A 23,016-nucleotide genomic window follows, 5' to 3' on the forward strand; every position below is an offset into this window, starting at 1 on the left:
CCCCGACCGGCTGGGTGCCGCAATCCAAGCCCATCTGGTTCACCGAATACGGCTTTCCTTCCGTGGACAAGGCGACCAACCAGCCCAATGTCTTTGTCGACCCGAAGTCCTCGGAAAGCGCGTTTCCTTACTTTTCCAATGGCGGGCGGGACGATCTGATCCAGCGGCGCGGCATCGAGGCGCTTTTGACCTATTGGGATCCGGGCGAGGGCCGCAATCCGGTGTCCCCCGTCTATGGCGGGCCGATGCTGGACCTCTCCCGCTCGTTTCTCTGGACCTGGGACGCAAGGCCCTTTCCGGCCTTTCCGAACCGGTCCGATGTGTGGGGCGATGCGGCGAACTGGCAATATGGCCACTGGGTGCAGGGCAAGCTGGGCGCCGTGACCCTCGGCGCGCTGATTGTCCATATCTGCAAGTCGGTGGGGTTTGACGCGATCGAGGCCGGGGCGCTTTCCGATCCGGTGGCGGGCTGGCTGCGCGCGGGGATCGTGAGCCCGCGCGAGCAGCTGGAACAATTGGCGCAGGTCTACCGCTTCGACATGGTGGAGACGGGGGAGCGGATCGTCTGCCGCCCGCGCGGGCGTCCGCCTCTTGGCACCCTGGCCGAGGCGGAGCTGGCCGCCCCGGACCGCCAGAAGCCGGACTGGACGCTGACCCGGGCGCAGGAGACGGACTTGCCCGTGCGGGCGCATCTGGGGTTCTGGGACGCGGGCCATGATTACCGGCAGACGAGCGTTGCGGCCGGACGGCTGGTGACCTCCAGCGCGCGCACCGAAAGCCTGACGGCGCCGCTGGTGATGGATCCGGGCGAGGGGCAGGGGCGGATCGAGGCCTGGCTGATGGAGCGGTGGGCCGAACGCGAGCGGGCGAGCTTTGCCCTGCCGCCCTCGAAGCTTGCCTTCGATCCGGGTGACGGGATCGTGCTGGAGGCGGGCGGGCGCCAGCGCGCGGTCCGGCTGACAAGGATCGTGGAGGCGGGCGCCCGGCTGTGCGAGGCGGTGGCGGTGGAGCCCGGGGTCTACAGCCTGCGCCGGGCAGAGGCCTCGCCGCCGCCCGCACAGCCGGTGCAAAGCTTCGGGGCGGCGGTGCTGGAGGTGCTGGACCTTCCGGTGATCTCGGACACGCAAGGGGACCACCAGCCCTGGTGCGCGGCCTTTGCCGCGCCCTGGGGCGGGGTGCGGGTGCAGGAGGGATCGCGGATCATCGCCAGCGTGCCGGGCCAGGCGAGGATGGGCCGGACGCAAACCGATCTTTTTGCGGGCACCGCCTATCGCTTCGACCGGGCGAACCGGCTGACGGTCCGGCTGGCTTACGGAACCTTGTCCTCGGTGCCGGAAGAGGAGCTGCTCGAGCGGGCGGTGAATGTGCTGGCGGTCTGGAACGGGGAGAATGCCTGGGAGATCCTGCAGTTTGCCACCGCCGAGCTGGTTGGCCAAATGACATGGCAGCTCTCGGGCCTGTTGCGCGGGCGGCGGGGGACCGCCCATGCCATGCGGGGTGCCGTTGCGGCGGGCGCGCGGGTGGTGCTTCTGGACGGGGCGCTGGTCCAGGCGGATGTGCCGCTCACCGACCGGGGAATCCCAAGGACCTGGGCCTATGGCCCGGCGCCGCTGCCCTCGAGCGATCCGGCCTTCAAGACGCTTTCAATGCGCCTTGAAGCGGTGGCCCTGAAGCCCTTTGCGCCGGTGCATGTGCGGGGCCGAAGGACTCCGGCAGGGGATCTTGCCGTCTCGTGGATCCGCCAGGGGCGGGTGAACGCCACCTGGGCGGACGGCACGGACGTGCCGCTCGGCGAGGAGCGCGAGCTCTACGAGATCGATGTTCTGAATGGCGGCAGCGTGATCCGCACGGTCCGGGGGCTGACCAGCCCGGCCTGGACCTATGCGGCGGCCGACCAGACGGCGGATTTCGGCGCCCCGCAACCCGCCATCACCCTGCGCGTTGTCCAGATCTCGGGCCTGGTCGGCCGGGGTGTTCCAACGGAGGCGAACTTATGAGCACAACCCCGCGGCTAAACCTGCCGCTGATCGCGGCCAGCCAGGCCCAGAAGGAGGTCACCCACAACGAGGCGCTCGCCCGGCTGGACGCCCTGGCGCATCTGGTCTTTCTCGACCGGGATCTCACCACCCCGCCCGCGGCAACCGATGGCGACACCTATCTGGTCGCCCCAAGCGCGACCGGCGACTGGACCGGGCAGGACGGGGCGATCGCCAGCTTTGCCGACGGCTTCTGGACCTTCCATGCGCCGGTCACCGGCCTGTTGGCCTTCATCGCCGACGAGGGCACGCTGGCGGTCTTCACGGCCGCGGGGTGGCGCGACTATGGCGCGCTGCTGTCGCAGGTCGCGACCGTCTCGCAAAGCCCGTCGGGGGCTGAGAGCCGGATGTGTACCGTGGAAGAGGAGGTGACGCTGTCGGGGGCAACTGCGCTCACCTCGATCGTCATCCCCGACCGGGCGATCGTCTTCGGCGTTTCCACCCGCACGACCACCGCGATCACCGGGGCCGCTTCCTATGACTGCGGGATCGCCGGGGAGGTCTCGAAGTTCGGCGGCTCGCTCGGCATCGCGGCGGGCGCGACCAATGCCGGCGTGATCGGCCCGCAGGCCTTTTATGCCGACACGCCTGTCCAGCTGACGGCCAATGGCGGGGCCTTTACCGGCGGCGCCGTGAAGGTGGTGCTGCATTACTTCCTGCCCGTGGTGCCGGGCTCATGAGTATCTGAGGACACGGGCGGTCCGGACCCTGAAAGAAATCCGGACGGCGGGCCATCGATCGCCAAACCAAGTGCCCGCCCGGCAGCCAAGAAGAACAACCGCCGCACCCGCTGCCCGCGCGGGCAGGAGAAGTGTCGGCGATTCTCGTCTGGGTTGATATGCAGGAAATCCGATGCGGCCGGTGTCATGCGCTTTTGTTCAAGGCTGGACAGGGCGCCATTGCGGGAGCTATCCAGATCAAGTGCCGCAGATGCGGCACACTCAATTGGTTGAGGCCGGTGGAGCCCTTGATCCGCGCCGAAGAGCGCGACGGCAAGGAGCAAGACGATGCCGAGCGATCCGACCCCTGATCAATCCCGGGCTCTAGAAACGATCCGGCCTGTGGTGCCGGTTGCACCCTATATTGGCGGCAAACACCGGCTGGCGAAGCGCATTGCGGCCAAGCTGCAAGCCCTCCCGCACAGTGTCTATGCCGAACCCTTTGTCGGGATGGGCGGGGTGTTCTTCCGCCGCCCGTTCCGCGCGCCCTGCGAGATCGTCAATGACATCTCGGGCGACGTGGTCACATTGTTCCGGATCCTCCAGCGGCACTATCCGCAGTTCCTGGAGGTTTTGCGGTTCCAGCTGACCAGCAGATCCGAGTTTGAACGGCTTTTGAAGACCGACCCGAACACCTTGACGGATCTGGAGCGGGCGGCGCGCTTCCTCTACATCCAGCGCATCTCCTTCGCGGGCAAGGTCAAGGGCCGGACATTCGGCGTGTCGCTGACCCGCGGCGCGCGGTTCGATCTCAGCCGGGTGGTGCCCCTTCTGGAGGATGTCCATGAGCGATTGTCCGGCGTCATCATCGAACAACTGGCCTATGGGGACTGCATTGCCCGCTATGACCGGCCCGGCACGCTGTTCTATCTCGATCCGCCCTATTGGGACTGCGAGACCTACTATGGCGACGGGGTGTTCGGACCGCAGGACTTCGAACGCCTGGCAAACCAGCTGATCGAGATCAAAGGCCGGTTCCTGCTGTCGATCAACGATGCGCCGGAGATCCGGCAGGCATTCGGGGCATTCCATATCGAGGAGGTCGACGTGACCTATTCGGCCAGCAAGACGCGGTCAAAACGGGTGACGGAGCTTTTGATCAGCAATTGAACGGTTAACGCACACGGATGCGGGTGGCGTCGGAAAACCTGTAACGCGCAGGAACGAGTGGCCTTAAGGGCTTAAGCGGGATTATCCGGGAATGGATGGTTTTTCGCGGTTTTGTGCGGATTTGAGGGGTGTTTAACGCGCCGTTGATATACTCCTGGCGCAGGTTCGGTTGGCGCGGCGTGCCTGGTTTCCGCCTGGCCAGATTAAAAAGCGCTGTCAAGACAGCCCTTATGCGGCTTCAAGCAGGGTACCGGGCAGGGGAGCGATGCGACCTGTTCCCTGGGGCCAGTTTCCTGCGGCTTTTCAAGGTCACTTGAATGGAAACTGGTGGCGCACCCATGCCGTGGTGGGAACCGAGGGACCGTGTTCCATATGACACATTATGCGAATCCGGCCGTGTCGGTTGGCGGACTCATGCTTCTTTTGTCAGGGTCCATCTTTTTCCGCGCGGGTATCGGTTGTTTCAAATGCCGCCCGCAAACGCTCTCTAACATCTTCGGTGAGGTGCAGATCATCTTTTCCGGAAATCTCGCGGATATAGGCGAGGATTTCACGTTCAGCGTTTGTTGTCAGGCCACCGACAATATCTTCCAGAACGGATTTCCATTCTGGGTGATAGTCATAAATGACAGATCGTAACAAAAGAATGGGATCAATGCCTAACGCCCTCGAAATAGAGGGAATCTTGTCCAGAGGTACCTTTGTTGCTCCGGTTTTCAGCATCGATATATTGTTCGGCTTGTCGTAACCGGCTTCGGCAGCAATGTCCCGTTGCTTTGCGCCATACAATTTCCTGCGCTGGATATACTCGGCAATGAGATCCTTTGCCGCCGGTACGCATTCATCCGTTAAAAGGGGCCGTTTCGAACGATCGGCTACATACCGACACAGAATACTGGACATTGCCGCTAAGAAGTCGTGCGGGTGGCGTTCTTTGAAGAATTTGATCACCTCCTTGCGCGGGGCCAATGTCACGCGTTCTTGTTTCGTCGGATCGACGACCAACGCATTTTCAAAAAAACTCGCGTCGAGTTCGGGAATATCCGAGAAATCGATGTCGTCATCTGAGAGGCTTGCAAGTTCCTCGATTGAAAGTGGTCGTTCATATCGTTTTGTCATATCTGTTACTCTGTGGCTGGCATGCAATCGAGCCAAAACAAAAACTTCTCGTTAGCCGGAAACCAACCTTTAGGGGGAGCCGACTTTTCGATTTCCGAGCCGCTCCCCCGTTGATTACGATCCGGGCTCCGTTTAATCTTCGAGGAGGTACTCAATGGCGCGGGCGACGAACTTGGAGCGTGGCAATCCAAACTCATGGGCCAAGCGCGTCAGCGCGTCGATATCTAATGAGACTTTACGGCCTGCGAATAAATCAGTGAGCCATGACGCATCCACTGCAGTGCAGGATGCTAGTTCGGCTTGAGAAAGCTCCTGGTTTTCTATAATTCGCCTCAAAGCCAATGGAAATGGGCTATCGCCATTTAGTAGTCGCAACTGCCGCGCCAGAAGCGCCTCAGGCGATATAGGCCCCTGATCTGGAATGAAACCGCGCCGTTTCTGAAGCCAAACGATAGCATCCTTTCCGGCGAGTACTGACGTCTGGCTGTCACCGATCCGTTCGATGGTGAAACCCTCTTTGCTGAGGGATGCCCTAACGGAAGCTTCAGAAAGGCCCGACAAGATGCTGAGATCTGCGAGACTTGGATCATAACTACCATCCACCTCCATCCCGAACCGCGCGAAAAAGCCTTGAAAAACCCGGCGAAGCGGGGGGTTGTTCAAACGACAAAGTGGTGTGGGCTCACCCTCAGGATCGGTTGTTGGGTAACATCCGCTCAGCAGACCAGAACCAATCCTATTCCAATGATAGAAGTCGGCGATATGCCGATCCTCGAGCTGATAAAGGTATTGATATGCGGCGTAGGCATCGTTGAACACCGAGTGATGCGTCGGTTCGAGCCGTAGCCTCACTTCTTCTGGATACTCGGTCAAAACCGCATCGGTTTCAAAGCCGAGAAATCGAGAAACGATTGTTTTGTCGTCAGGACCGAATTCATTGAGTGTGGCTGCCTGAGCGATGATTAGGCGGCGAACCTGATCCTCAATTTCATCCCATGTATAAGGTATTGGTTTTTCGTTACTCATGCACGTGCCTCGCTCAAGCTGGTCACCTGATTGCGAAGTCTTGCAAATGATTCTTGCAAGGCCGCCGGATTTGTTTTGCGGGATGCCTTTTCAGCAGACTTGCGCCCCAGAAACACGGCGACCCGTTCTGCATTGGCTCCGCTGGGGTGAGGTAAGCCGACCAGAACACGGCGAGGATCAAGGCAACCCACAACAGATAGGTGTTCTAGGGCAGCACTAGCCTTTGGCCCAAGGGGCAGCCACAGTGCAGAGGGCAGGGTTCTAGCCTCTTCAGCCAAGCAGGTTTCTACAAATCGGCGCAGCAAAGGTGTCTTCAGCATTTCTGGGGTGCCGTTGTAGTTTTTTCGGTTAACGAATACTGGGTACCGCAATGCGGAGGTGAAATGGACCTCACGAGAGCCTGGTTCGAATAGCGATGCTGTTGTGTTGCAACCAAGTAGTTCGCCAACGCCGATCGCGTCTAGCATCGCGACGAGATTAGACCGCATGGCACCGCTGAAACTGCCAATGAGTTTGGCATCTGCCAAAGCTTGATCCTGTTTCAAACCCTTATTGAGTGATTTCAGGACTGCCTGCCAGGCATTTGTTGCTTGCGTTTCCCCCGGCGTGATGCCGACAACAACAAGCTTTGCTTCCTTTTCGATGTAGTCGAACGGTGCGTACTGGACCCGGATTGCCCCTTCGCTTGCAATGCTCATCTCCGGGCTTTGCACGAGCCGGTCGGCGGTGATGGTCTGAGCGATTGGCAGGAATTTGTCTGCAAAAATGGAATGATTTTCCAAGGTGTTTTTCTCCTAGCGTTTTTCGAAAATCAGGCGCGAAACCGGCGCGTCCCATGTGCAACGGTGATTAGCCTGTTGCCTGAGGTGATTGCGTAGGCACCGCGGTACCGTTCAAGACGAGCTCTTTGGTGCCGGTTATTCTCCACAGCCAGTTCGATAGCTGATTTGTCCAGCACGAGACTTACTGCGCCCTTTGCCGGCTTTTCGGATCCAAAGGCGAGGATTGTGGCAACCACATCCATCGGAAAACCCCTTTGGGCACATCGTATTTCTGCGTGTTTGGACAAAAGCATAACCGCCCCCTTTCGATGGGTGTATAGATATATAGTTTTATATTCTTCGTCAACCAGAAAAATATAAAAATATAAAATCAAACAGCTTTGGAGCGTTTTTCTAGGCGCGCGGTGCGCCTTGTAGTCAAAACATGGGCATGGGATTTTGACGGCGAACAGCGGCTTCTCAGCTGATCACGAGCGGTTTCGCGGCAAGCCATAGATTTGAACGGAATGAAGTGTTTGCCGGGTCGTTCGTAGCTCCGGCGGAGTTTGCGGCGAATGGCAAAAAAATGAAGGATGCCCCGAATTGATCCGAGGAATTGGCCCGTTAGTTCTGTTCCAAGCAAAATCCGCTTTATCGGAAGGTAAGGAGCTCTTGCCGTTGAATTTTGAATCTGGTTCAAAGTTGCAGAAAACACCTATCGCTTAGTATCCATATCCGGCACACCAGTTGGTGAATCGACTTAACAAGAAATTTGTGATGACACGTCTATTTACTTTTAAATCCGATGAACTCGAACCGTTGGGAAGGTCAAAAATCAAAAAATTAGAGTCTTGTATAATATATTATATCTACCAGGGACGAAATGCGTGGCACTCAACTTGGGTAACCCAGTATTGGTCGGGCTGTATGCACACCACGCTCGAGAGCGCAAAGGAAAATGCGGAACGTCTCAGGACACAAGGATCTGTATTCCATATCCAGGAATTACCTGCTCTTGCTTTTCGAAGCGCAAAAGGGGTTTTAGTCGTTACGCAAATTAACACACTACAACCATTGAGATATTATTCAGCTGATGCAGTGAGTTCATTGCCGGAGGGTTTTAAAAGAATAAAAGGTGGTCGCGAGAATTATTTGTCAAAGGGGGCTCCACTTATGGGCGTTGCTATGTCATTTTTACATTCCAGTCGATTTTGGAGAGAGGCTCCTCCGGCCGAAAACTCTGTCATTACTGTTTCATCATCAGATAGTAATCTTACACTTAAGAAATTGACCAAGGCAAAGTTATGTACCTTCAAATCATCATCCTTTGGTGGGGGATATCTTCTTTCTTGGTGTCAAGACTTGAGTCGACAAGTAAATATATCTTCCTTATATGTCCAACGTCTCTCAAATGGTTTTATCGATCAGGTGTTGGACAGGTGATAAACTATCAATACAATTATCAAGGTATTTTCCTGTGAAGAATATGGGGTTTTGTTTTTGCAGCCGTCGCAAGTATGTTTAGCTCGAAAGGTTAGGCAGGCTGCGGATACAGAGCCGTTGCGGTCACCTATTTTCTGAGCCGCAATACTACTGCTAGAGATCTAGCTCTTTCGCTTCTGTCCTATGGTACATGCTGGCCAGATCGTTATGGCGGATGCGGAACTGGCTTCGCCGCTTGATGCTCATTTTCGATGTGCCGTCATTTTCAAGCTTTATGGCAGGATCATAATAGATGGTACCGTTCGCTATTGCCCGGAGAAACAGGGTCAGATCTGTCTCTTCGCAGAGCAACACCTTGGGCCCGAACCTGTACTCAGGCGGCGGCGTGCGAAACAGGGATGGCATGTACGCGGCCTGGGCATGCTTTCGTTTCCAGTGTTCAAGAATGCCGGTGTATTTCCAGAGCGCAGCAATCTCGCCGTTCCGGTCCTGTAGCGTGATACCGCCTTCCAGATCGATTATCTTTCCCTTGTCGAAGTCGTATCCGGTGAGCCGCAACTGCAATCCGGTGTCTGCATGGTATGGACGTACGGAGGAGTAAATGCCTCCGAAATTCAGGCGGTTGTCCTTGCCGCCTTTATCCGCATAGCCAAAGCGCCGGATAAATGCTTCTACGCCTTTGTCTCGATAGTACCCCCCTGTGGGCTCCGGTGTCAGAAGGGTCACCGGGCTTTTAGGACGGTAGCTGTCGAAATCTGCAACAGAAAACTGCTTGATTTCCCAGCCGAGGTAGTCTGGTTCGGCGTATCCGTTAGGTGAAATGCCAAGTTCGGCTTCGAGCGTATATCCACCGCCGTTCCGGGCTGTATATGGCCGGATTATGCCGTCCGAACCCAGCTTCTGTGACGCAATCCACTGTTTTTGGTAGATTGCCGAAAGGGCTTCCAAAAGGCGCTCCTTTGTGCTTCCGAGTCCCTCTGTCGCTGATATCTCGAGGAAGACGCCGACTTCCTCAAGACCGTCTCTTTGATCCAGTTCGCGTGCCAGTGGGCTGTCCGGACCAGCAGCATGACCAAGTACCGAGCCATCTTCCGTGATCCCGAGAAACAGAACTCGCCCTGGATCCCGAACACGCATGATATCGGCCGGCGCTTGCCTGCAGCCCTTGAGAAACCCGGACATCCGGACTTCCGGATACTTCGGATACAGTATCAGCTGCGTATTCGGCGCGTGGTGGTGGCCAGTGTCGTCAATCCAGTAGAAGTCGACGGGAGCCTTGGCCCGGTCCCTGACACTCCCGGCCATTTCGGTATCGTCGTTCTGGATGTCGCCATAAGGAATAATGTTTAGAGCTGTAAAGTCTCCACCGAGGTAAACTTGGTTTTTTGAATTGTCATTGGGTGCAAGTCTTTTGGCGTAAATTCGTTTTGCACCGTCCTGGCGCATGAGGCCCACAAGGGCGTCGATTGTTTCAATCACCGGGGCGTCCTGTAACTTCCAGTTTTCCTGATTCGCTGCGCAACCAGTTTACCAGAACACTCTCGATTTCAGCAGGTTGGAGTCTTTTTTTGCCCTTTATCGCGCATTCCCAGACCGTTGCCACGCGCCACTGGCTATCCAGAAGCTTCTGGTTCGCAACAACGTCGCGGTCGGCGTTTGCCGATATCTTCTGACGCCAGAATTCTGTTCGTGTTGAAGGGAGCTTGAACAGGTGACACCGGTGACCATGCCAGAAACATCCGTGTACAAAAATCACGGCCCTGTATTTCGATAAAACGATATCAGGTTTGCCGGGAAGTTTCCTGTGGTGCAGCCGATAGCCAAAACCGGCCGCATGGAGCATTTTCCGAACGTAGACTTCGGGTTTTGTATCTTTCCCCTTTATGCCGGACATCATCCGGCTGCGGACCTCCGGCCTGACTACATCAGCCATTTACTGCTGCTTTGACCTCGTCACCGGTCACTGTGCTGACGACAGGGGTGGGGGAGGCAAACCCATCTGTTACCGATTTGGGAAGTAACGGGCTCATCGCCTCAGCAATGGCCTCTACGACAGGCACAACAACTGCGTTTCCGAACTGCTTGTAAGCCTGCGTATCTGAAACCGGGATTTCCCATTTCCGGTTTCCCCGTTCAAACCCCATCAAACGTGCACACTCTTTTGGCGTCAGCCGTCTCGGCCGGTTGCCCTTACCCTGATCGATAAGGATCTCTGACCCGTCCTTGTAGTACCGGGCGGAAAGTGTCCTTGCCACATCGTCAGGCCCGAAAAGTCCAAACCCGAAACCGTTGCCCTTTGCCTCGTGTTTTTTCTTGTAGTTCTGCAAGTACGCCCAGAGTTTCGGCGTCAGCGTGTATTTCTCCGGAACGGTATCTTCAAGAATGGTCCCGAGTGTCGGTTCAGGTCCGATCGGGGCTACGATTTCATCGAACGAGAAGTCTTTTGAATGGTCGAGGAAGCCGACGATAAAAATACGGTCACGCCCTTGTGGAACCCAGGGACGGGCGCTGAGAACCTTTGTTGTAACCCGGTATCCGAGTTCCTGCTCCAGCACGTTCATGATGGTCGCAAACGTGCGGCCCTTGTCATGCCGCTGCAGGTTTTTCACGTTCTCGAGCAAAAAAGCCTTGGGACGGTGGAAGCGAATTATCTGTGCGACGTCAAAAAACAGCGTGCCCTGAGTGTCATCAAGGAAACCATGCGGTCGACCGAGTGCATTCTTTTTTGATACGCCGGCAATCGAAAAAGGCTGGCACGGGAAACCGGCAAGCAGAACATCATGCGCCGGAATTCTGGCCAAAGCCTCGTCACCTGACGTGAATTCCCTTATATCTCCGGCAAATACGTGCTCAGGGTCATTCCGGAAATTCTTGCGATAGGTTTCGGTTGCGTATTTGTCCCATTCGCTTGTGAAAACACACTTCCCTCCAATGTTTTCAAACCCGACCCGAAGGCCGCCAATTCCAGCGAAAAGATCGACAAAGCGGAACCGGGCATCCTGTTGCGGCGGACTATTCTGGTCAGCCATCAATCTGAGTATGTCCATAGCGAGGGGCGAGGGGGTACTTTCGCCGCTTTCATGGCGATACGCTGACCGGACCGATACTTTTGTAATCCTTGCAGCCTCTTCAATGGTGAGTCCGGCCATTTCGCGGAGACGGGAAAACTCGTTTGGCGTGGTTGTAATTGCCATCAACCCGAATCCTTACTGTGTCGTTGAGTGCCACGTTGGCACAAAGATTCCCGGTTATCAATTAAAATGTTCTTGTTATGTTCTTTTTGCCTCGTCTTTACACAGCATATCGCCTCATCCGGATGTGGCCTTTGTGTACGGCTCCCAGTTGGCTCCGTTTGGTTGCTCTAAGAAAAAGTAGCAAAACTTGACAATACAACCTTTGCGTTTTTAAGCTGTCGCAGCAATTTCTGGTCCCTTTTCCGCAATCCGGACCACGCTCAAGCCTCGCGTTTCCCGGCGCCGGGGTCGTTCAGCGCTTCCCGCAAGGTTTTAGTGAGATGGGTTTCCAGCCAGGGCAGCAGGCTGTTGAGTTCCAGCGGGTCAGCCGGGTCGTCGGCCTTGGCCATCACGAGGTTGTAGGCGCGGGCGAGTTCTCCGGCGCGGGCGTCCTGGGGCAGGCGAATGTTTGCCGCCGCATGGGTGCGCTCCACGATCCGGGCGACCTTTTTCAGGAGATCGGGGTCTATCGGGACCGCGGTGCGCTCGCCGGGCCGTGGTTCGGCTGATCCTTGCGAGCGCGCCGGTGTGCCTTCGCCGGTCAGGAGCCAGTGCAGATCGACCCCGCAATCGACCGTCAATCTCGCCAAGAGAATTGCGTCCGGCGTCCGGTCACCCCTTTCGTAGGTCGCATAGGTTGAATCGGAAATGCCAAGTCTGGCGCAGAATTCGGCCCGTGTGAGGTCTCCGCGGATCGTGACAAGGCGTTGAGCCAGTTCTGTTTTTGGTTTTGACGGCCTCGCCATTGATAACAAAACACACTAAAGTGCATAAATAATCTTCAAATACGCACGATTGTGTGTATACTCCCCTTGGTTGCGAGTTTCCCGAACTCGAAAACGCCGGTCAAACCGGCGCATTCATTCCTGATCCGATGGCCGCCTCAAGGACTGCACTCCCGATGGGCGGCCGCGATGGAGGCTGGCATGGCAGGGGATACACACCAGAACACAAGACCGTCACAGCGGGACCGGCATGCGATCCGGGCCGATGTGATGCGTTCGGGCCGGCAGCGCTTTGGCGCCGGCTTCACGCTCCAGTTCCTGTCCTGGGCCTATGGCGAACAGCTCTCCACCGTGTCCGATGCCCTTCGGGCCGATCCCCAAAGCCGGCGCGGCAAGATCATTGTCGCGCATTTTCTCGGGGCCGATCCTGAAGATCTGTGGCCGGACGACCGGTGGGGCTCCATGCTGCGTACCTACCACCCGAGTCTCCGCCCGAACGCTACACCGTCCGCCTTCCAAAAGGCCAGACAAAACAAATCCTCCCGCCAGACACGGGTGGCGGCGTGATGGCCGCGCCCCGTCCGCACCCCGCCAAAGCCCGGACGGCTGGACTGCGGACCTTCGCGGACGTCCCCGTTCGCGCGATCCGGGTCCCGGACGACCGGCTGCGGTCCTTCGATCCCGACTGGGCGGCGGTGCTGGCGGAGATGTTTCTCGACAGCGGACAGCAGACGCCGATCGATCTCCTGGCTGAGGGGAAGGGGTTTGTCCTGATCTCCGGCCTGCACAGGCTGGAAGCTGCAAAGCTATTGAGATGGTCCGAGATCGCCGCGCAGATCGTGCCGGAAGACATTTTTCCTTCCAGCGATGTCCTCCGCCGCCGGGAGCTTCTGGAAAACCTCGCCCGCAAGGATCTGAATGCCCTTGAGCGCTGCGAAGGGCTGGCCGAACTGAAGGCGGTCCATGAGCTGCTTTATCCGGAAACCCGGAAGGGCGGCGATCGCAAGAGCCGGGCCTTTCAAGAGGCGCAAAAAAATCAAACGGCAATCTTTGCCTTTTGCCACCATGCGGCGGAGACCACCGGCCTGTCGGACCGGGCGGTGCGGCTGGCGATCACCATCTGGCAGGGCCTTGCGCCGGACAGCCGGGCGCGTCTCAAGGGCACGCCGCTCGCCAACAAGCAGAGCGACCTGAAAGCGCTCAGCGAACTGGCCGCCGAGACCCAATCCAGGGTCCTGGACCTGATCCTGGCCCCGGTGCCCAAGGCGATGTCCGTTGCGGACGCGCTGGTGGTGCTCGCCGGACGCCCGCCGCTGAGCGAGGCGGAAAAGCTCTTCAAATCGGTTTCAAACAGTCTTTCAAAACTCAATTCAAGCGGCCGGGCCGCGGTGTTCCGGCAGCACAAGACCGAGATCCTCGATCTCGCGCAGCGGGAGGGATGGTTCGATGCGTAGGCCCCGCGATCCTTACACAATCGACATGTTCAAGGGCTGGACGCCGCCCCGGGTCTCGGTCGGCTTCGAGCCCGGATCCATTCCGGGCAAGCGGCTGTCCTCGCGCATCAGCCGGGCGGTGGCCAAGGCGCTGCGGGAATCCGGCAAGGACCGGGCGACGATCGCAGGGCAGATGTCGCAGCGTCTCGGATCCCCGGTCTCTGTTGCCATGCTCGACAGCTATGCTGCCGAAAGCAAGACGGACCATAACATTTCCGTGGAACGGCTGATCGCGCTGATCCACGCCACGGGCAAGACCGAGCTGCTCGGGTTTCTGGCCGACGAGTTCGATCTGGCGGTGATCCCCAAGCGCTATGAGAACGTCATCGAGCTCGCCCTGATCGAGGATCACAAGCGGGAGATCGAGGGCCGGGCACGCTATCTGCAAGCCAAGATCCGGAGCGCGCAATGAAGCTCTGGCACACCGCGCAGGACCTCGCCGACCTCAAGCTCGACGGCTTTCCGGGAACCAAACGCGGTGTGCACAAGCTGATCGAGCGGGAGGGCTGGGCGGATACCCCGCTCTGCCGCCGCCGGTCCGGCTCGCTCGGGGGCGGGGGCTTTGAATATCACATCGACCTTTTGCCGCTGCCCCAGAAACTTGCCTATGCCGCCCGGTTCATCTGCGTCGAGCCGGACGATTTTGCCTGTGAGACCCACGAGGACCTGACCACACGGGAACGGACCACGCGCGATGCCCGGCTGATCGTCCTGAAAGTGGCTGAGCGGTTCCACAAACAGTCCGGGATGGGCCAGGCGGTGAGCGATCACCTGTTTTCACAGGCCTATAGGGCCGGGCAGGTGGCCGTGCCCGAGTGGGTTCACGCTGAAATCACATCGCTTTCACGGCGCACCTTGAGCCGCTGGCGCGCGCACATGAAACGCGATCTCAACCGGCTTGGCTCCGATCCCTCCTTTGCGCGCAAGGGCAAGGGGATCCTCGACCGGGCCGAACAGGGGCGTTTGCGCGCCTGGTGCCTGGCGCTTCATGCCAGCAACCCGTTTCTCGCCGCCAAACACATCCGCACCGCCGCGCTCGCCGAATTCGGGCCGTCCGTGCTGATCGATGGCAAACAAGGCCAGCGGCGGGTGGCGATGCCGCCGCTCCGCACCTTTCAGGATGCGCTCAAACGCTGGAAAGAGACGCACCGGAACGAACTCCTGAAGATCACCGATCCGGATGCCTACAAGTCCACGATCCGTTTTGCCGCCACCGGCGCCAACCGGAGGGAACGGCTCAACGAGGTCTGGGAAATCGACGCCTCGCCCTCGGATGTGATGACCACGGACGGGCGCAAGACGATCTATGCGGCGATCGATCTCTATTCCCGCCGGTGCCTGCTGCTGATTTGCGACACGCCGCGGGCGGCCGCGGTCGGGCTTCTCCTGCGCAAATGCCTGATGGCCTGGGGCGTGCCGGAGGAAATTGTCACCGACAACGGCTCCGATTTCGTGGCCAGGGCAACCAAGCGGCTGCTGGACGCGCTGGGGATCGAGCACGACCCTTGCGAGCCGCATGCGCCGGAGCAAAAGGGTACGGTGGAGCGGCTGATCGGCACGTTCCAGCGCGATTGCGCGGCAACGCTTCCCGGCTTCATTGGCCATAATGTCGCCGACCGGAAGGTGATCGAGGCCAGAAAAGCCTTTTCGGCCCGCCTGGGGACGGAGGATGCGAAGCTCTTCCATGTGGAAATGAGCGCGGCCGAGCTTCAAGCCGAAGCCGACCGCTGGGCGCTCCAGCAATATGCCCACACGCCCCATGCCGGGCTCAAGGGCAAGACGCCGTTTCAGGCGGCGCAGGCCTGGAACGGCGATCTTCGCGCGATCAAGGACCCGGCTGTGCTCGATGTCCTGCTGGCGCCGGTTCCGGGATCCGATGGCCTGCGGCGGGTCACCAAGCTCGGGATCCGGGTCGATGGCAGCCAGTATCTCACCGGCGATGTCATGCCGGGCCGGACTATCCTGTGTCGTCACAATCCGGACGACCTCGGCCGCCTGTGGCTGTTCGAGCCGGATGGCGAGACGTATCTCGGCGAAGCGCTGTGTCCGGATCTCGCCGGGCTGGATCCGGCGGCGACGATCGCCGAGGTCCGCGCCCGGCAAAAGGCGCTGGAAACGGACGCGCTGGCCGATATCCGCAAAGCCAAGCGCCGGATCACGCCGCGCACGGTCGCCGAGGCGCAGCGCGCGGCCTACCAGATGAATGCCGACATTCTGGCCTTTCCCAAGCCAGCCCGGCCTCATGAGACGCCGCAATCGCTGGCGGCCAGGGCTGCGAAACAAAAACCCAAGCCACAACCGCTGTCGGGCCGGGAAGCGGCCATGTTCGACCGTCTGACGCAGGCGGACAAACCCGCCGTCCCGGCCACTGTCCCGGCCACCGTCCATGCTTTGGCCGCAGCCGACACACCCGAGAGCCGGTTCCAGCGGGCCTTGCAACTGGAGGCGCGCCTGGCCGAGGGCACACCGCTCAGTGACCGGGACGCGCTCTGGCTCACCGGCTACAGGGAAGGCCCCGAATACCGCGCCCGCAAGCTCCTGAGCGACCACGCCGCCCACTCCATCAGAGGACCGAGGAGACCTGGATGACGCACAACCGCACCTCCGAGACCCGATCCGGTGGTCTCGCCGCCTTGAAGAATGTCGCAAGGTTCCTGACCCTCGTCGAACTCTTGCGCGCCAGCGGGCCGCATCTGCCGGGCATCGGCGTGTTTCACGGGTTTTCCGGGTATGGCAAGACCTATTCGGCGATCTACGCCCAGAACGTCACGGGCGCGCTGCGGGTCGAGGTCGGCGACAGCTGGACCCGCAAGAAGTTTCTGGAAAACATCCTGAAGGAGGCGGGCCGCGAACCCCGGCGCGGCTCGATCGCGGATCTCACCGAGCAGGCGATCCTGGCGCTTGGCGATGATTTCGACCGGCCGCTGATCATCGACGAGGCCGACAAGCTCGCGGACAAGAACATGCTCGAGCTGATCCGCGAGATCCAGGAGCATTCCCAGGTGCCGATGCTGCTGATCGGCGAGGAGCTGCTGCCGCAAAAGCTTCAAGCGGTCGAACGGGTGCACAACCGGGTGCTGGAATGGGTGCCGGCGGAAAAATGCGACCTGGACGACACGCGGGCGCTGGCGGACCTGTTTTGCCCCGGCCTTGTTCTTTGCGAGGATCTGATCGCCCAGGTGCTGGAGAAGTCCGGCGGCCGGGCGCGGCGGATCGTCGTCAATCTCAACCGGATCCGCGAGACGGCGCGCAACGAGCGGGCGGACACAGTCAGCACCGGCCGGTTTCCGGAAGACTGGTTCTATACCGGCGATCCGCGCGGCCGGGCAAAGCGGAGGGCCGTTTGATGCCGATCCAGCTCGAATTGCGCGTGACCACTGGCAAACCCGTCTACCGGGGCCATGATCACTATTGGAGTGTGATCCGGGATCTGGGCAAGGGCGGGCGCCTGTTCACCTTTGAAGAGATCGATCTGAGGTGCAACGACCGGGACGGCAAATGCATCAGCGATTATGTCATCCGTCTGCTGCGGGCCGGATTTCTCGAAATTGCCGAGACCCGCGACCATCTGGTGACCCGTTATGCCTCCACAAACAAGAGCACGCGACCCGAAAATGTCTACCGGCTGCTAAAACGCCCTTCCGCAACACCGATCCTCAACCGGGACGGTTCGCCCGGCAAGCTGGGGCAGGGCCAGATCCAGCTGTGGACCGCAATCCGGTCGCTGTCCGCTTTCGACGTCAATGAGCTGGCGATCGCAGCCAGCACGGTGGATGTGCCGGTTCGGGCAAAGTCGGCGCAAGCCTATATCTACCGGCTGGAGCTTGCCGGGTATCTGCAGGTGCTGCGCAAGGGAAAAGCGGCAACACCAGGCATCTGGCGTCTGAACCCCGCCATGAACACCGGGCCAAAACCACCGAAAATCCTGCGCTCCAAACTCGTTTATGACGCGAACCTGAAACAGGTCATGGGACCCGTTGTGGCCGAAGAGGTAGCGGCATGACTTTTGATCCCACCATGACTGACAAGGCGCAAGCCGCCTGGGGTCCGGACATGCCGGACTGGGTCCGCGAACTTGCCGCGCTGGCCAGCCGCACCAGCCTGAACGCGGCTGCCAAACGCCTCGGCTATTCGCCTGCGACCCTCAGCCAGACGCTCGCCAACAAGTATCCCGGCGATCTGGAAAAGATCGCGGCGACCGTGCGCGGCGCGCTGTTGGGCGAGACGGTTGTCTGCCCGGTGCTCGGAGAAATCGGCCGGGATGCCTGCCTTTCCTGGCAGGCAAAACCGCGGGCCGTCACCAACGCCGTGCGCACCCGCGTTTTCCGGGCCTGCCGGTCCGGCTGCCCGAATTCCCGCCTCAAACCCCGCACCCCGATCCACGAGCCCCCGGAGGAGAGCCATGCTGAGTGACGACATCACCAATCTGTGCCGGACCCTGTTCGTCAAGGCCCAGGACTTCGAGGCCAGCGATCCCATGCATGGCTATCTGCTGCGGATTGCCGGGCGGGTGGCCACGTACCGGGACCAGATCCGGCAACTGGAGCAGGCGGTGGTGCCCGGGCACGCGAGGGGCATGACCGTGATCGACCTCAGCGGCGACACGGTGGTCCCCTTTCCCAAGGCCCGGCTGCCCCGGCCGGATGGAGGGGTGTCATGATTTCGACAGGCCACTGGACGCGGCGGGAACTGGCCATGCTGGTCGGCCTCGACCGCATGGGCGACAGCATCGAGGACATTGCCCTGGTGCTGGAGCGGACCGAACTCGACGTGCGCACCGGTCTTGAGACCGCCAAGGCCATGCTGCCGCTGCCCGGGGACCTGCCGAGGATCCGCAAGCGCCGGCGCATGTGCGTGCTGCGCAATCGCAACCCCGTCCCGGCGCGGCCATGCCCCGGCCGCACGACCCCGGAGGCCACCGCCGCCCTGATGGGCGACCCGGCTCCGGGGCGCAGTGCCCTGGACCAAATCCAAGCAGCCAAAGGAGACTGACCATGGACACATTGACCGGCGGCCCCGAGACCCGTCAGGACCCGCAGGCCGGGGACGGCAACCCGCGGCAGGCCGCGGACGGGGTTCTCGATCTGGGCGGACAGCGCTACATGCGCGATGCCAAGGGCAACCTGGTGCCGCTCGCCAATGTCAAGCCGCAGCACAAGCTGGAGGACGAGACGGTGCGCAAGATCATCGCCCATGCGGACGCCCTGTCGGCACAGATCGGCCGGTTCAAGGGCCATACCACAACGGATCTGGGGGAGCTCGACGCGCTGCTTGCCCAGGAATACGGGGCGGTGAAGGGCGGCAAGAAGGGCAACCGGACCTATCAGAGCTTCGACGGGCTGATGAAGGTCACGGTGCAGGTGTCGGATTTCGTGGATTTCGGGCCGGAGCTCCAGACCGCCAAACAGCTGATCGACGCATGCCTGACCGAATGGTCGGCGGACAGCCGCCCGGAAATCAAGGCGATCGTGACGCGGGCCTTCAACACCGACAAGGAAGGCCAGATCAACAAGTCGGACATCTTCCTGCTGCTGCGGCTCGACATTGCCGATGCAAGGTGGGGCCGGGCCATGGACGCGCTGCGTGACGCCATGCGGATCACCGGCTCGAAATCCTATGTCCGCTTCTATCACCGCGCTGCCCCGGAAGCGGCCTGGCAGCCGATCACCATTGATCTCGCCAAAGTGGTGTAAAACAGGAATTGCACCAAAGGAGAGCGCCCGCACAGGAGGCAGGCATGGTTTACCGCAAGGACGAAAACGGCAACCCGGATCCGCGCCATCACCGGCATAACGATCAGGTGATCGCCCTGCGGCTCGACAAGCTGATGTCCGCACAAGAGCAGATCTATTGGCACATCACCCCGCATCCGGAGCTTGGCGGGCGAACGCCCATGGAGCTGAGCGCGGAGGGCCGCCACGAGGACCTGTTCGCCCTGATCGACCGGATGGAAGCGGCGAGGCGGTGATCCATGACCCGGCCCGGATCCCCCTCGTCCCACCCACCCGCTCCCGACTTCGCGGAGACGGAGGCCCTGCGCTCGGCCCGGGCGCGGCTTCTGCGGGAAGCCGAGCGCCGGCGCTACCGGCTCCACCGCCTGTCCGGGCTGACAGGAGACCTTAAAGCGGCCACGACCGAACTGCTCCGCCGGGAACTGGCGGCGGCCACGCGCGCGCCAAAGGGCGATGAACAGCGCCAGGCGGCACCGGAATCCCCGGTGCCGCCGGATATGCCTGAGCCCCCGGTGCGCTGCCGCTGGCTGCCCTACCGCGACGATTGAGGACCGCCCATGAGCGACCTTGCACGCATCCACATTCTCAAGAAACAGGCCGGTCTCGATGACGATGCCTATCGCGATCTTCTGGAACGGGAGACCGGCAAGCGCTCGGCCCGCGCGCTGAGTCCCCGCGAGCGGCAGGCAGTCATCCGGGCCTTGATGCGTCTTCAAGGACCGGTTCTGGAGCTGGCGGCGGACCGCAGCGCCTATGCGCGCAAACTCCGGGCGTTGTGGTGCACCGGCTACTGGCTGGGCGTGATCGACACCCGTGCGCCGGAGGCCATGCGGGCCTTTCTCAAACGCCAGACCGGGCTCGACAGCGACCGGTTCCTGCGCGACCCGAAGGACGCGGACAAGGCGATCGAGGCGCTGAAGGACTGGATCCGCCGCAAGACCGCCAATCCCGGCCTGTTCCGGATCGAGAAGGGCCTGCCCGCGATCTACAACAATCCGCAGTTCCAGGTGGTCCTGCATGTCTGGTCCAAGCTTGCCGCTGTGCAGGCGGCGCCCTCCAGCACGCTGACCGGCTATCTGATCGACACGTTCGGCCATGGCGATCCGGAGCGCTTGAACGGCGCCGACTGGATCGCGGTACACCGGGAGCTTGGCACGCTGTACCGGGCGACGCTGGTGCGCCGGGGCGCACGGGGGACCAGGCGCCCATGAGCCCGCCGTCCGCTCCTTTCGCGCCCCCGGCCCATATCGCGCCTTATGTGGAGGTGCTTGGCGAGGCGCTGGCGATCCGGTTCTTTCTGGCCTTTGGCGGCTCGGAACTCTATCTGCCCCGGCGCCCGGATCGCTCCATGGTGGTGGAATTGACCGGCCCGGACAAAGCGGCCATGCTGGCCGAACACCTTGGCCCCGGCATCGTGCGCGTGCCGATCCCCAAGCCCTGGCTGGCCGCGGTCCTGGAACGGGAGGGCAAGTCCAAGGCGGCGATCGCCCGGCTGCTCCATGTGGACCAGACCACGGTCCGCCGCTGGGCGGCCCGGGCGCGCGACCGTACTCAACTCTCCCTGTTCGACACCTGATCCCTGATCATCCGGGCTCCCGCGTGGGTGATGTTTTCGCGGTCCTTCCGGCACGGTTTTCCCATGAGTTTGACGAACCGGGACCGAGCCATGACATTGACCGCGCGCAGCCTCAAACGCCTTGACGGCGTCCATCCCGATCTTGTGCGGGTGGTGGAACGGGCCGCCGCGACCACCTCCCAGCCGTTCCAGGTGATCGAGGGCGTGCGCAGCCTTGCCCGCCAGCGCCAGCTTGTGAACCGGGGCGCGTCCAAGACCCTCAACTCAAGGCATTTGTCCGGCCACGCGGTCGACCTGATGGCGATGATCGGCACCCGGGTCTCCTGGGAAGTGCCGCTTTATTACCGGATCGCCGATGCCATGAAGGAGGCGGCCCGCGATCTGGGCGTGCCGCTGGAGTGGGGAGGCGACTGGGCCTCTTTCTTTGACGGCCCGCATTTCCAGCTGCCCTGGTCAACCTATCCCAAATCCGCCAATCCGGCACGGGCCGCCGCGCCGCCCGATGTGAGCGAACGGGCCGAGACGCGGGCCTCCAGGGTTCTGGCCATCGGGGACCGGGGCGCGGCGGTCCGCACCCTGCAGGACAGTCTTTCGCGCCTCGGCTTCGCGCTCGTCCAGGACGGGGTCTTCGGGCCGCAAACGCGCCGTGCCGTCAAGGCGTTCCAAGCCTTCGCGGGCCTTGCCGTGGACGGGATCTTCGGACCGGTCAGTGCCCGCGCCCTGCGCCTTGCCCTCAAACGCCGGGTGAGGCCCGATTGAAAGGAGCTTTCAATGACTGACACCAAACCGCTGTTCAGGTCCAAGACCTTCTGGGGCGCGGCTGTGGCCGTGCTTGGCGCGCTAGCCGGACTGTTCGGGATCGAGATCACGGCGGCCGACCAGGCGGAGCTGACAGGCCTGACGGACCGGATCTTTGCCGCCTGGGACAGCCTGGCGGTGATCGCGGGCGCGCTGCTGGCCATCTATGGCCGGGTGACGGCCCGGCAAAAAATCCGGTGAGGCATGGGATGGCTCGCCGTTCTCAAGGCGCTCAGCGCCTTCCTTGCCGAAATCGCCGCGACCGTGCGGACCCGGCGGCTGCTGGCGGCCGGCCGGGCGGAGGCGGTGGCGCAAAGCCTGACGGAGGCCGCCCATGCGCTTGAACGGGCAAGGGCCGCGGAAGGGGCTGTGCGCGCTGAGCTTGACGCTCATCCTGACCGGCTGCGTGACGATGACGGGTTCCGGAGGGATTAAACCGGCGGACCGTCAGGGCGGGGTGACCGTGCTTGAAAAATCCGGTCTCCGGCCGGTTCTCCTGTGCGGGACCGTTGATCCGATCCGCTGGTCGCTCAAGGACACGGACGGCACCATCGAACAGGTAAAGGTGCTGAACGCCAAATGGCGGGCGCTGTGCGGCCCGCCTGCCGGACATCCCGGCCATGCTCCCTGAGACCTTGAAAGACTGGGCGAGCCTGATCGCCGTGCTCCTGTCGCTCGGCGCCATCGTGCATTCCTGGCTGACCTCCCGGGTGAAGGTGAATTCGGAACATCTGAAAGCGGTCGACCAGAAGCTGATCGAGCTGGACCGGCGGATCCAGGCGGCCGAAAGCGAGCTGTCCCATCTGCCCGCCAAGGACGATGTGCTGGAGCTGAAACTGGCGCTGGCGGAACTGCGCGGCACGGTCGGGCGGCTCGATGAAAGCCTGTCGGGCGTCTCGCGCACCGTGCACCGGGTGGAGGACTATCTGATGAAGGAATCGAGCCGATGAGCTATGCCGACCATGCGGCGGCCGATTGCCGCCTGATCATCCTGAAAGCTCTGGCGGGCGAGACCGACCACCGGCTCAACGAGACCCTGATCCAGAAGATCCTGGAAAGCTTCGGGCACACGAAGCCCCGCGATTATGTGCGCACGCAGCTGAGCCGCCTGGAAAACCTGGGCGCGGTGCGCCTGTCTGCCGCTGGGTCGGTCCTGGTGGCCGAGTTGCTTGGCCCCGGCCTTGATCATGTGGAACGCCGGGCGCTGCTGGACGGTGTGCTCAAACCCTCGCCCGGGACCTGACC

The 23,016-nt window shown here is 61.1% G+C and carries 32 protein-coding genes; 25 read left to right on the forward strand and 7 right to left on the reverse strand.

Annotated features, from left to right (window positions below; genetic code table 11):
• The 4 genes from F0184_RS19160 to F0184_RS19175 all read left to right on the forward strand — a co-directional run.
• A partial coding sequence (locus tag F0184_RS19160; RefSeq protein ID WP_172972169.1) for a baseplate megatron protein TIM-barrel domain-containing protein occupies nucleotides 1–1,997 on the forward strand: 1,997 nt, incomplete at its 5' end.
• The gene (locus F0184_RS19165) at nucleotides 1,994–2,716 is read left to right on the forward strand and encodes a DUF2793 domain-containing protein (RefSeq protein ID WP_150497725.1); all 723 of its coding nucleotides are present in this window, start codon (nucleotides 1,994–1,996) and stop codon (nucleotides 2,714–2,716) included. The genes F0184_RS19160 and F0184_RS19165, both read left to right, overlap by 4 nt.
• A 158-nt stretch (nucleotides 2,717–2,874) precedes the next feature.
• Nucleotides 2,875–3,066, forward strand: a complete 192-nt coding sequence (locus F0184_RS21140; protein WP_150497768.1) for a Com family DNA-binding transcriptional regulator — start codon at nucleotides 2,875–2,877, stop codon at nucleotides 3,064–3,066.
• Complete coding sequence (locus F0184_RS19175) at nucleotides 3,044–3,865, forward strand: DNA adenine methylase (RefSeq protein WP_150497726.1); 822 nt, start codon at nucleotides 3,044–3,046, stop codon at nucleotides 3,863–3,865. Before F0184_RS21140 ends, F0184_RS19175 begins: the two co-directional genes overlap by 23 nt.
• Nucleotides 3,866–4,291: 426 nt before the next feature.
• Here the strand turns inward: F0184_RS19175 and F0184_RS19180 are convergent, their stop codons facing one another.
• The 3 genes from F0184_RS19180 to F0184_RS19190 form a co-directional block, all read right to left on the reverse strand.
• Complete coding sequence (locus tag F0184_RS19180; RefSeq protein ID WP_150497727.1) at nucleotides 4,292–4,984, reverse strand: helix-turn-helix domain-containing protein; 693 nt, start codon at nucleotides 4,982–4,984, stop codon at nucleotides 4,292–4,294.
• 132 nt (nucleotides 4,985–5,116) lie between these two features.
• Nucleotides 5,117–6,010, reverse strand: a complete 894-nt coding sequence (locus tag F0184_RS19185; protein ID WP_150497728.1) for a helix-turn-helix domain-containing protein — start codon at nucleotides 6,008–6,010, stop codon at nucleotides 5,117–5,119.
• On the reverse strand, nucleotides 6,007–6,792 hold the full coding sequence (locus tag F0184_RS19190) for a hypothetical protein (protein WP_150497729.1): 786 nt from the start codon (nucleotides 6,790–6,792) through the stop codon (nucleotides 6,007–6,009). The genes F0184_RS19185 and F0184_RS19190 overlap by 4 nt, the downstream gene beginning before the upstream one ends.
• 756 nt (nucleotides 6,793–7,548) lie before the next feature.
• Between F0184_RS19190 and F0184_RS19195 the strand changes: the two genes are divergently transcribed.
• Entirely contained in the window at nucleotides 7,549–8,214 is a 666-nt protein-coding gene (locus F0184_RS19195; RefSeq protein WP_150497730.1) for a hypothetical protein, read from the forward strand.
• Between the two features lie 153 nt (nucleotides 8,215–8,367).
• On the opposite strand, the gene F0184_RS19200 is transcribed toward F0184_RS19195, so the two are convergent.
• The 4 genes from F0184_RS19200 to F0184_RS19215 form a co-directional block, all read right to left on the reverse strand.
• A complete protein-coding gene (locus tag F0184_RS19200) occupies nucleotides 8,368–9,693 on the reverse strand; it encodes an MvaI/BcnI family restriction endonuclease (protein WP_150497731.1) in 1,326 nt (441 codons plus the stop codon).
• Nucleotides 9,686–10,147: a very short patch repair endonuclease gene (locus tag F0184_RS19205; protein WP_150497732.1), complete on the reverse strand. Its 462-nt coding sequence runs from the start codon at nucleotides 10,145–10,147 to the stop codon at nucleotides 9,686–9,688. Before F0184_RS19205 ends, F0184_RS19200 begins: the two co-directional genes overlap by 8 nt.
• Entirely contained in the window at nucleotides 10,140–11,408 is a 1,269-nt protein-coding gene (dcm, locus tag F0184_RS19210) for a DNA (cytosine-5-)-methyltransferase (protein WP_150497733.1), read from the reverse strand. The genes F0184_RS19205 and dcm overlap by 8 nt, the downstream gene beginning before the upstream one ends.
• 260 nt (nucleotides 11,409–11,668) lie before the next feature.
• A complete protein-coding gene (locus tag F0184_RS19215) occupies nucleotides 11,669–12,193 on the reverse strand; it encodes a helix-turn-helix domain-containing protein (RefSeq protein ID WP_150497734.1) in 525 nt (174 codons plus the stop codon).
• Nucleotides 12,194–12,373: 180 nt separating this feature from the next.
• Here F0184_RS19215 and F0184_RS19220 point away from each other — a divergent pair, with 180 nt between their 5' ends.
• The 20 genes from F0184_RS19220 to F0184_RS19310 all read left to right on the forward strand — a co-directional run bounded on the left by F0184_RS19220 (nucleotide 12,374) and on the right by F0184_RS19310 (nucleotide 23,014).
• A complete protein-coding gene (locus tag F0184_RS19220) occupies nucleotides 12,374–12,739 on the forward strand; it encodes a helix-turn-helix domain-containing protein (RefSeq protein WP_150497735.1) in 366 nt (121 codons plus the stop codon).
• Nucleotides 12,739–13,626 carry a ParB N-terminal domain-containing protein gene (locus F0184_RS19225; RefSeq protein WP_150497736.1) on the forward strand — a complete coding sequence of 296 codons (888 nt, stop codon included), beginning with the start codon at nucleotides 12,739–12,741 and terminating at the stop codon, nucleotides 13,624–13,626. Before F0184_RS19220 ends, F0184_RS19225 begins: the two co-directional genes overlap by 1 nt.
• Entirely contained in the window at nucleotides 13,619–14,077 is a 459-nt protein-coding gene (locus F0184_RS19230) for a hypothetical protein (RefSeq protein ID WP_150497737.1), read from the forward strand. The genes F0184_RS19225 and F0184_RS19230 overlap by 8 nt, the downstream gene beginning before the upstream one ends.
• Complete coding sequence (locus F0184_RS19235) at nucleotides 14,074–16,254, forward strand: DDE-type integrase/transposase/recombinase (RefSeq protein ID WP_150497738.1); 2,181 nt, start codon at nucleotides 14,074–14,076, stop codon at nucleotides 16,252–16,254. The genes F0184_RS19230 and F0184_RS19235 overlap by 4 nt, the downstream gene beginning before the upstream one ends.
• Nucleotides 16,251–17,012 (forward strand): AAA family ATPase, encoded by a 762-nt coding sequence (locus F0184_RS19240; protein WP_150497739.1) that lies wholly within the window; start codon nucleotides 16,251–16,253, stop codon nucleotides 17,010–17,012. The genes F0184_RS19235 and F0184_RS19240 overlap by 4 nt, the downstream gene beginning before the upstream one ends.
• On the forward strand, nucleotides 17,012–17,668 hold the full coding sequence (locus tag F0184_RS19245; RefSeq protein WP_150497740.1) for a hypothetical protein: 657 nt from the start codon (nucleotides 17,012–17,014) through the stop codon (nucleotides 17,666–17,668). The genes F0184_RS19240 and F0184_RS19245 overlap by 1 nt, the downstream gene beginning before the upstream one ends.
• Entirely contained in the window at nucleotides 17,665–18,078 is a 414-nt protein-coding gene (locus tag F0184_RS19250) for a helix-turn-helix domain-containing protein (protein WP_150497741.1), read from the forward strand. The genes F0184_RS19245 and F0184_RS19250 overlap by 4 nt, the downstream gene beginning before the upstream one ends.
• The gene (locus F0184_RS19255; RefSeq protein ID WP_150497742.1) at nucleotides 18,068–18,325 is read left to right on the forward strand and encodes a hypothetical protein; all 258 of its coding nucleotides are present in this window, start codon (nucleotides 18,068–18,070) and stop codon (nucleotides 18,323–18,325) included. The genes F0184_RS19250 and F0184_RS19255 overlap by 11 nt, the downstream gene beginning before the upstream one ends.
• Nucleotides 18,322–18,657 carry a hypothetical protein gene (locus F0184_RS19260; RefSeq protein ID WP_150497743.1) on the forward strand — a complete coding sequence of 112 codons (336 nt, stop codon included), beginning with the start codon at nucleotides 18,322–18,324 and terminating at the stop codon, nucleotides 18,655–18,657. The genes F0184_RS19255 and F0184_RS19260 overlap by 4 nt, the downstream gene beginning before the upstream one ends.
• A gap of 110 nt (nucleotides 18,658–18,767) precedes the next feature.
• Nucleotides 18,768–19,358 (forward strand): DUF3164 family protein, encoded by a 591-nt coding sequence (locus F0184_RS19265; RefSeq protein WP_244299354.1) that lies wholly within the window; start codon nucleotides 18,768–18,770, stop codon nucleotides 19,356–19,358.
• Nucleotides 19,359–19,402: 44 nt separating this feature from the next.
• Nucleotides 19,403–19,633: a hypothetical protein gene (locus F0184_RS19270; RefSeq protein WP_150497745.1), complete on the forward strand. Its 231-nt coding sequence runs from the start codon at nucleotides 19,403–19,405 to the stop codon at nucleotides 19,631–19,633.
• 3 nt (nucleotides 19,634–19,636) lie between these two features.
• Nucleotides 19,637–19,945, forward strand: a complete 309-nt coding sequence (locus F0184_RS19275) for a hypothetical protein (protein ID WP_150497746.1) — start codon at nucleotides 19,637–19,639, stop codon at nucleotides 19,943–19,945.
• 9 nt (nucleotides 19,946–19,954) lie between these two features.
• Nucleotides 19,955–20,608 (forward strand): regulatory protein GemA, encoded by a 654-nt coding sequence (locus tag F0184_RS19280; RefSeq protein WP_150497747.1) that lies wholly within the window; start codon nucleotides 19,955–19,957, stop codon nucleotides 20,606–20,608.
• A complete protein-coding gene (locus F0184_RS19285) occupies nucleotides 20,605–20,973 on the forward strand; it encodes a helix-turn-helix domain-containing protein (protein WP_150497748.1) in 369 nt (122 codons plus the stop codon). Before F0184_RS19280 ends, F0184_RS19285 begins: the two co-directional genes overlap by 4 nt.
• Nucleotides 20,974–21,063: 90 nt before the next feature.
• A complete protein-coding gene (locus tag F0184_RS20640) occupies nucleotides 21,064–21,732 on the forward strand; it encodes a peptidoglycan-binding protein (protein WP_172972164.1) in 669 nt (222 codons plus the stop codon).
• A gap of 12 nt (nucleotides 21,733–21,744) precedes the next feature.
• Complete coding sequence (locus F0184_RS19295) at nucleotides 21,745–21,972, forward strand: hypothetical protein (RefSeq protein WP_150497749.1); 228 nt, start codon at nucleotides 21,745–21,747, stop codon at nucleotides 21,970–21,972.
• A 3-nt stretch (nucleotides 21,973–21,975) separates the two neighbouring features.
• Complete coding sequence (locus F0184_RS19300; protein WP_150497750.1) at nucleotides 21,976–22,206, forward strand: hypothetical protein; 231 nt, start codon at nucleotides 21,976–21,978, stop codon at nucleotides 22,204–22,206.
• A 28-nt stretch (nucleotides 22,207–22,234) separates the two neighbouring features.
• Nucleotides 22,235–22,402: a hypothetical protein gene (locus F0184_RS20645; protein ID WP_172972165.1), complete on the forward strand. Its 168-nt coding sequence runs from the start codon at nucleotides 22,235–22,237 to the stop codon at nucleotides 22,400–22,402.
• Nucleotides 22,392–22,721 carry a DUF2730 family protein gene (locus tag F0184_RS19305; protein WP_150497751.1) on the forward strand — a complete coding sequence of 110 codons (330 nt, stop codon included), beginning with the start codon at nucleotides 22,392–22,394 and terminating at the stop codon, nucleotides 22,719–22,721. Before F0184_RS20645 ends, F0184_RS19305 begins: the two co-directional genes overlap by 11 nt.
• The gene (locus F0184_RS19310; RefSeq protein ID WP_150497752.1) at nucleotides 22,718–23,014 is read left to right on the forward strand and encodes a VpaChn25_0724 family phage protein; all 297 of its coding nucleotides are present in this window, start codon (nucleotides 22,718–22,720) and stop codon (nucleotides 23,012–23,014) included. The genes F0184_RS19305 and F0184_RS19310 overlap by 4 nt, the downstream gene beginning before the upstream one ends.
• The last annotated feature ends 2 nt before the right edge of the window (nucleotides 23,015–23,016 follow it).

The sequence above is a fragment of the Roseibium aquae genome, from assembly GCF_008711285.1.
Classification (GTDB): Bacteria; Pseudomonadota; Alphaproteobacteria; order Rhizobiales; family Stappiaceae; genus Roseibium; species Roseibium aquae.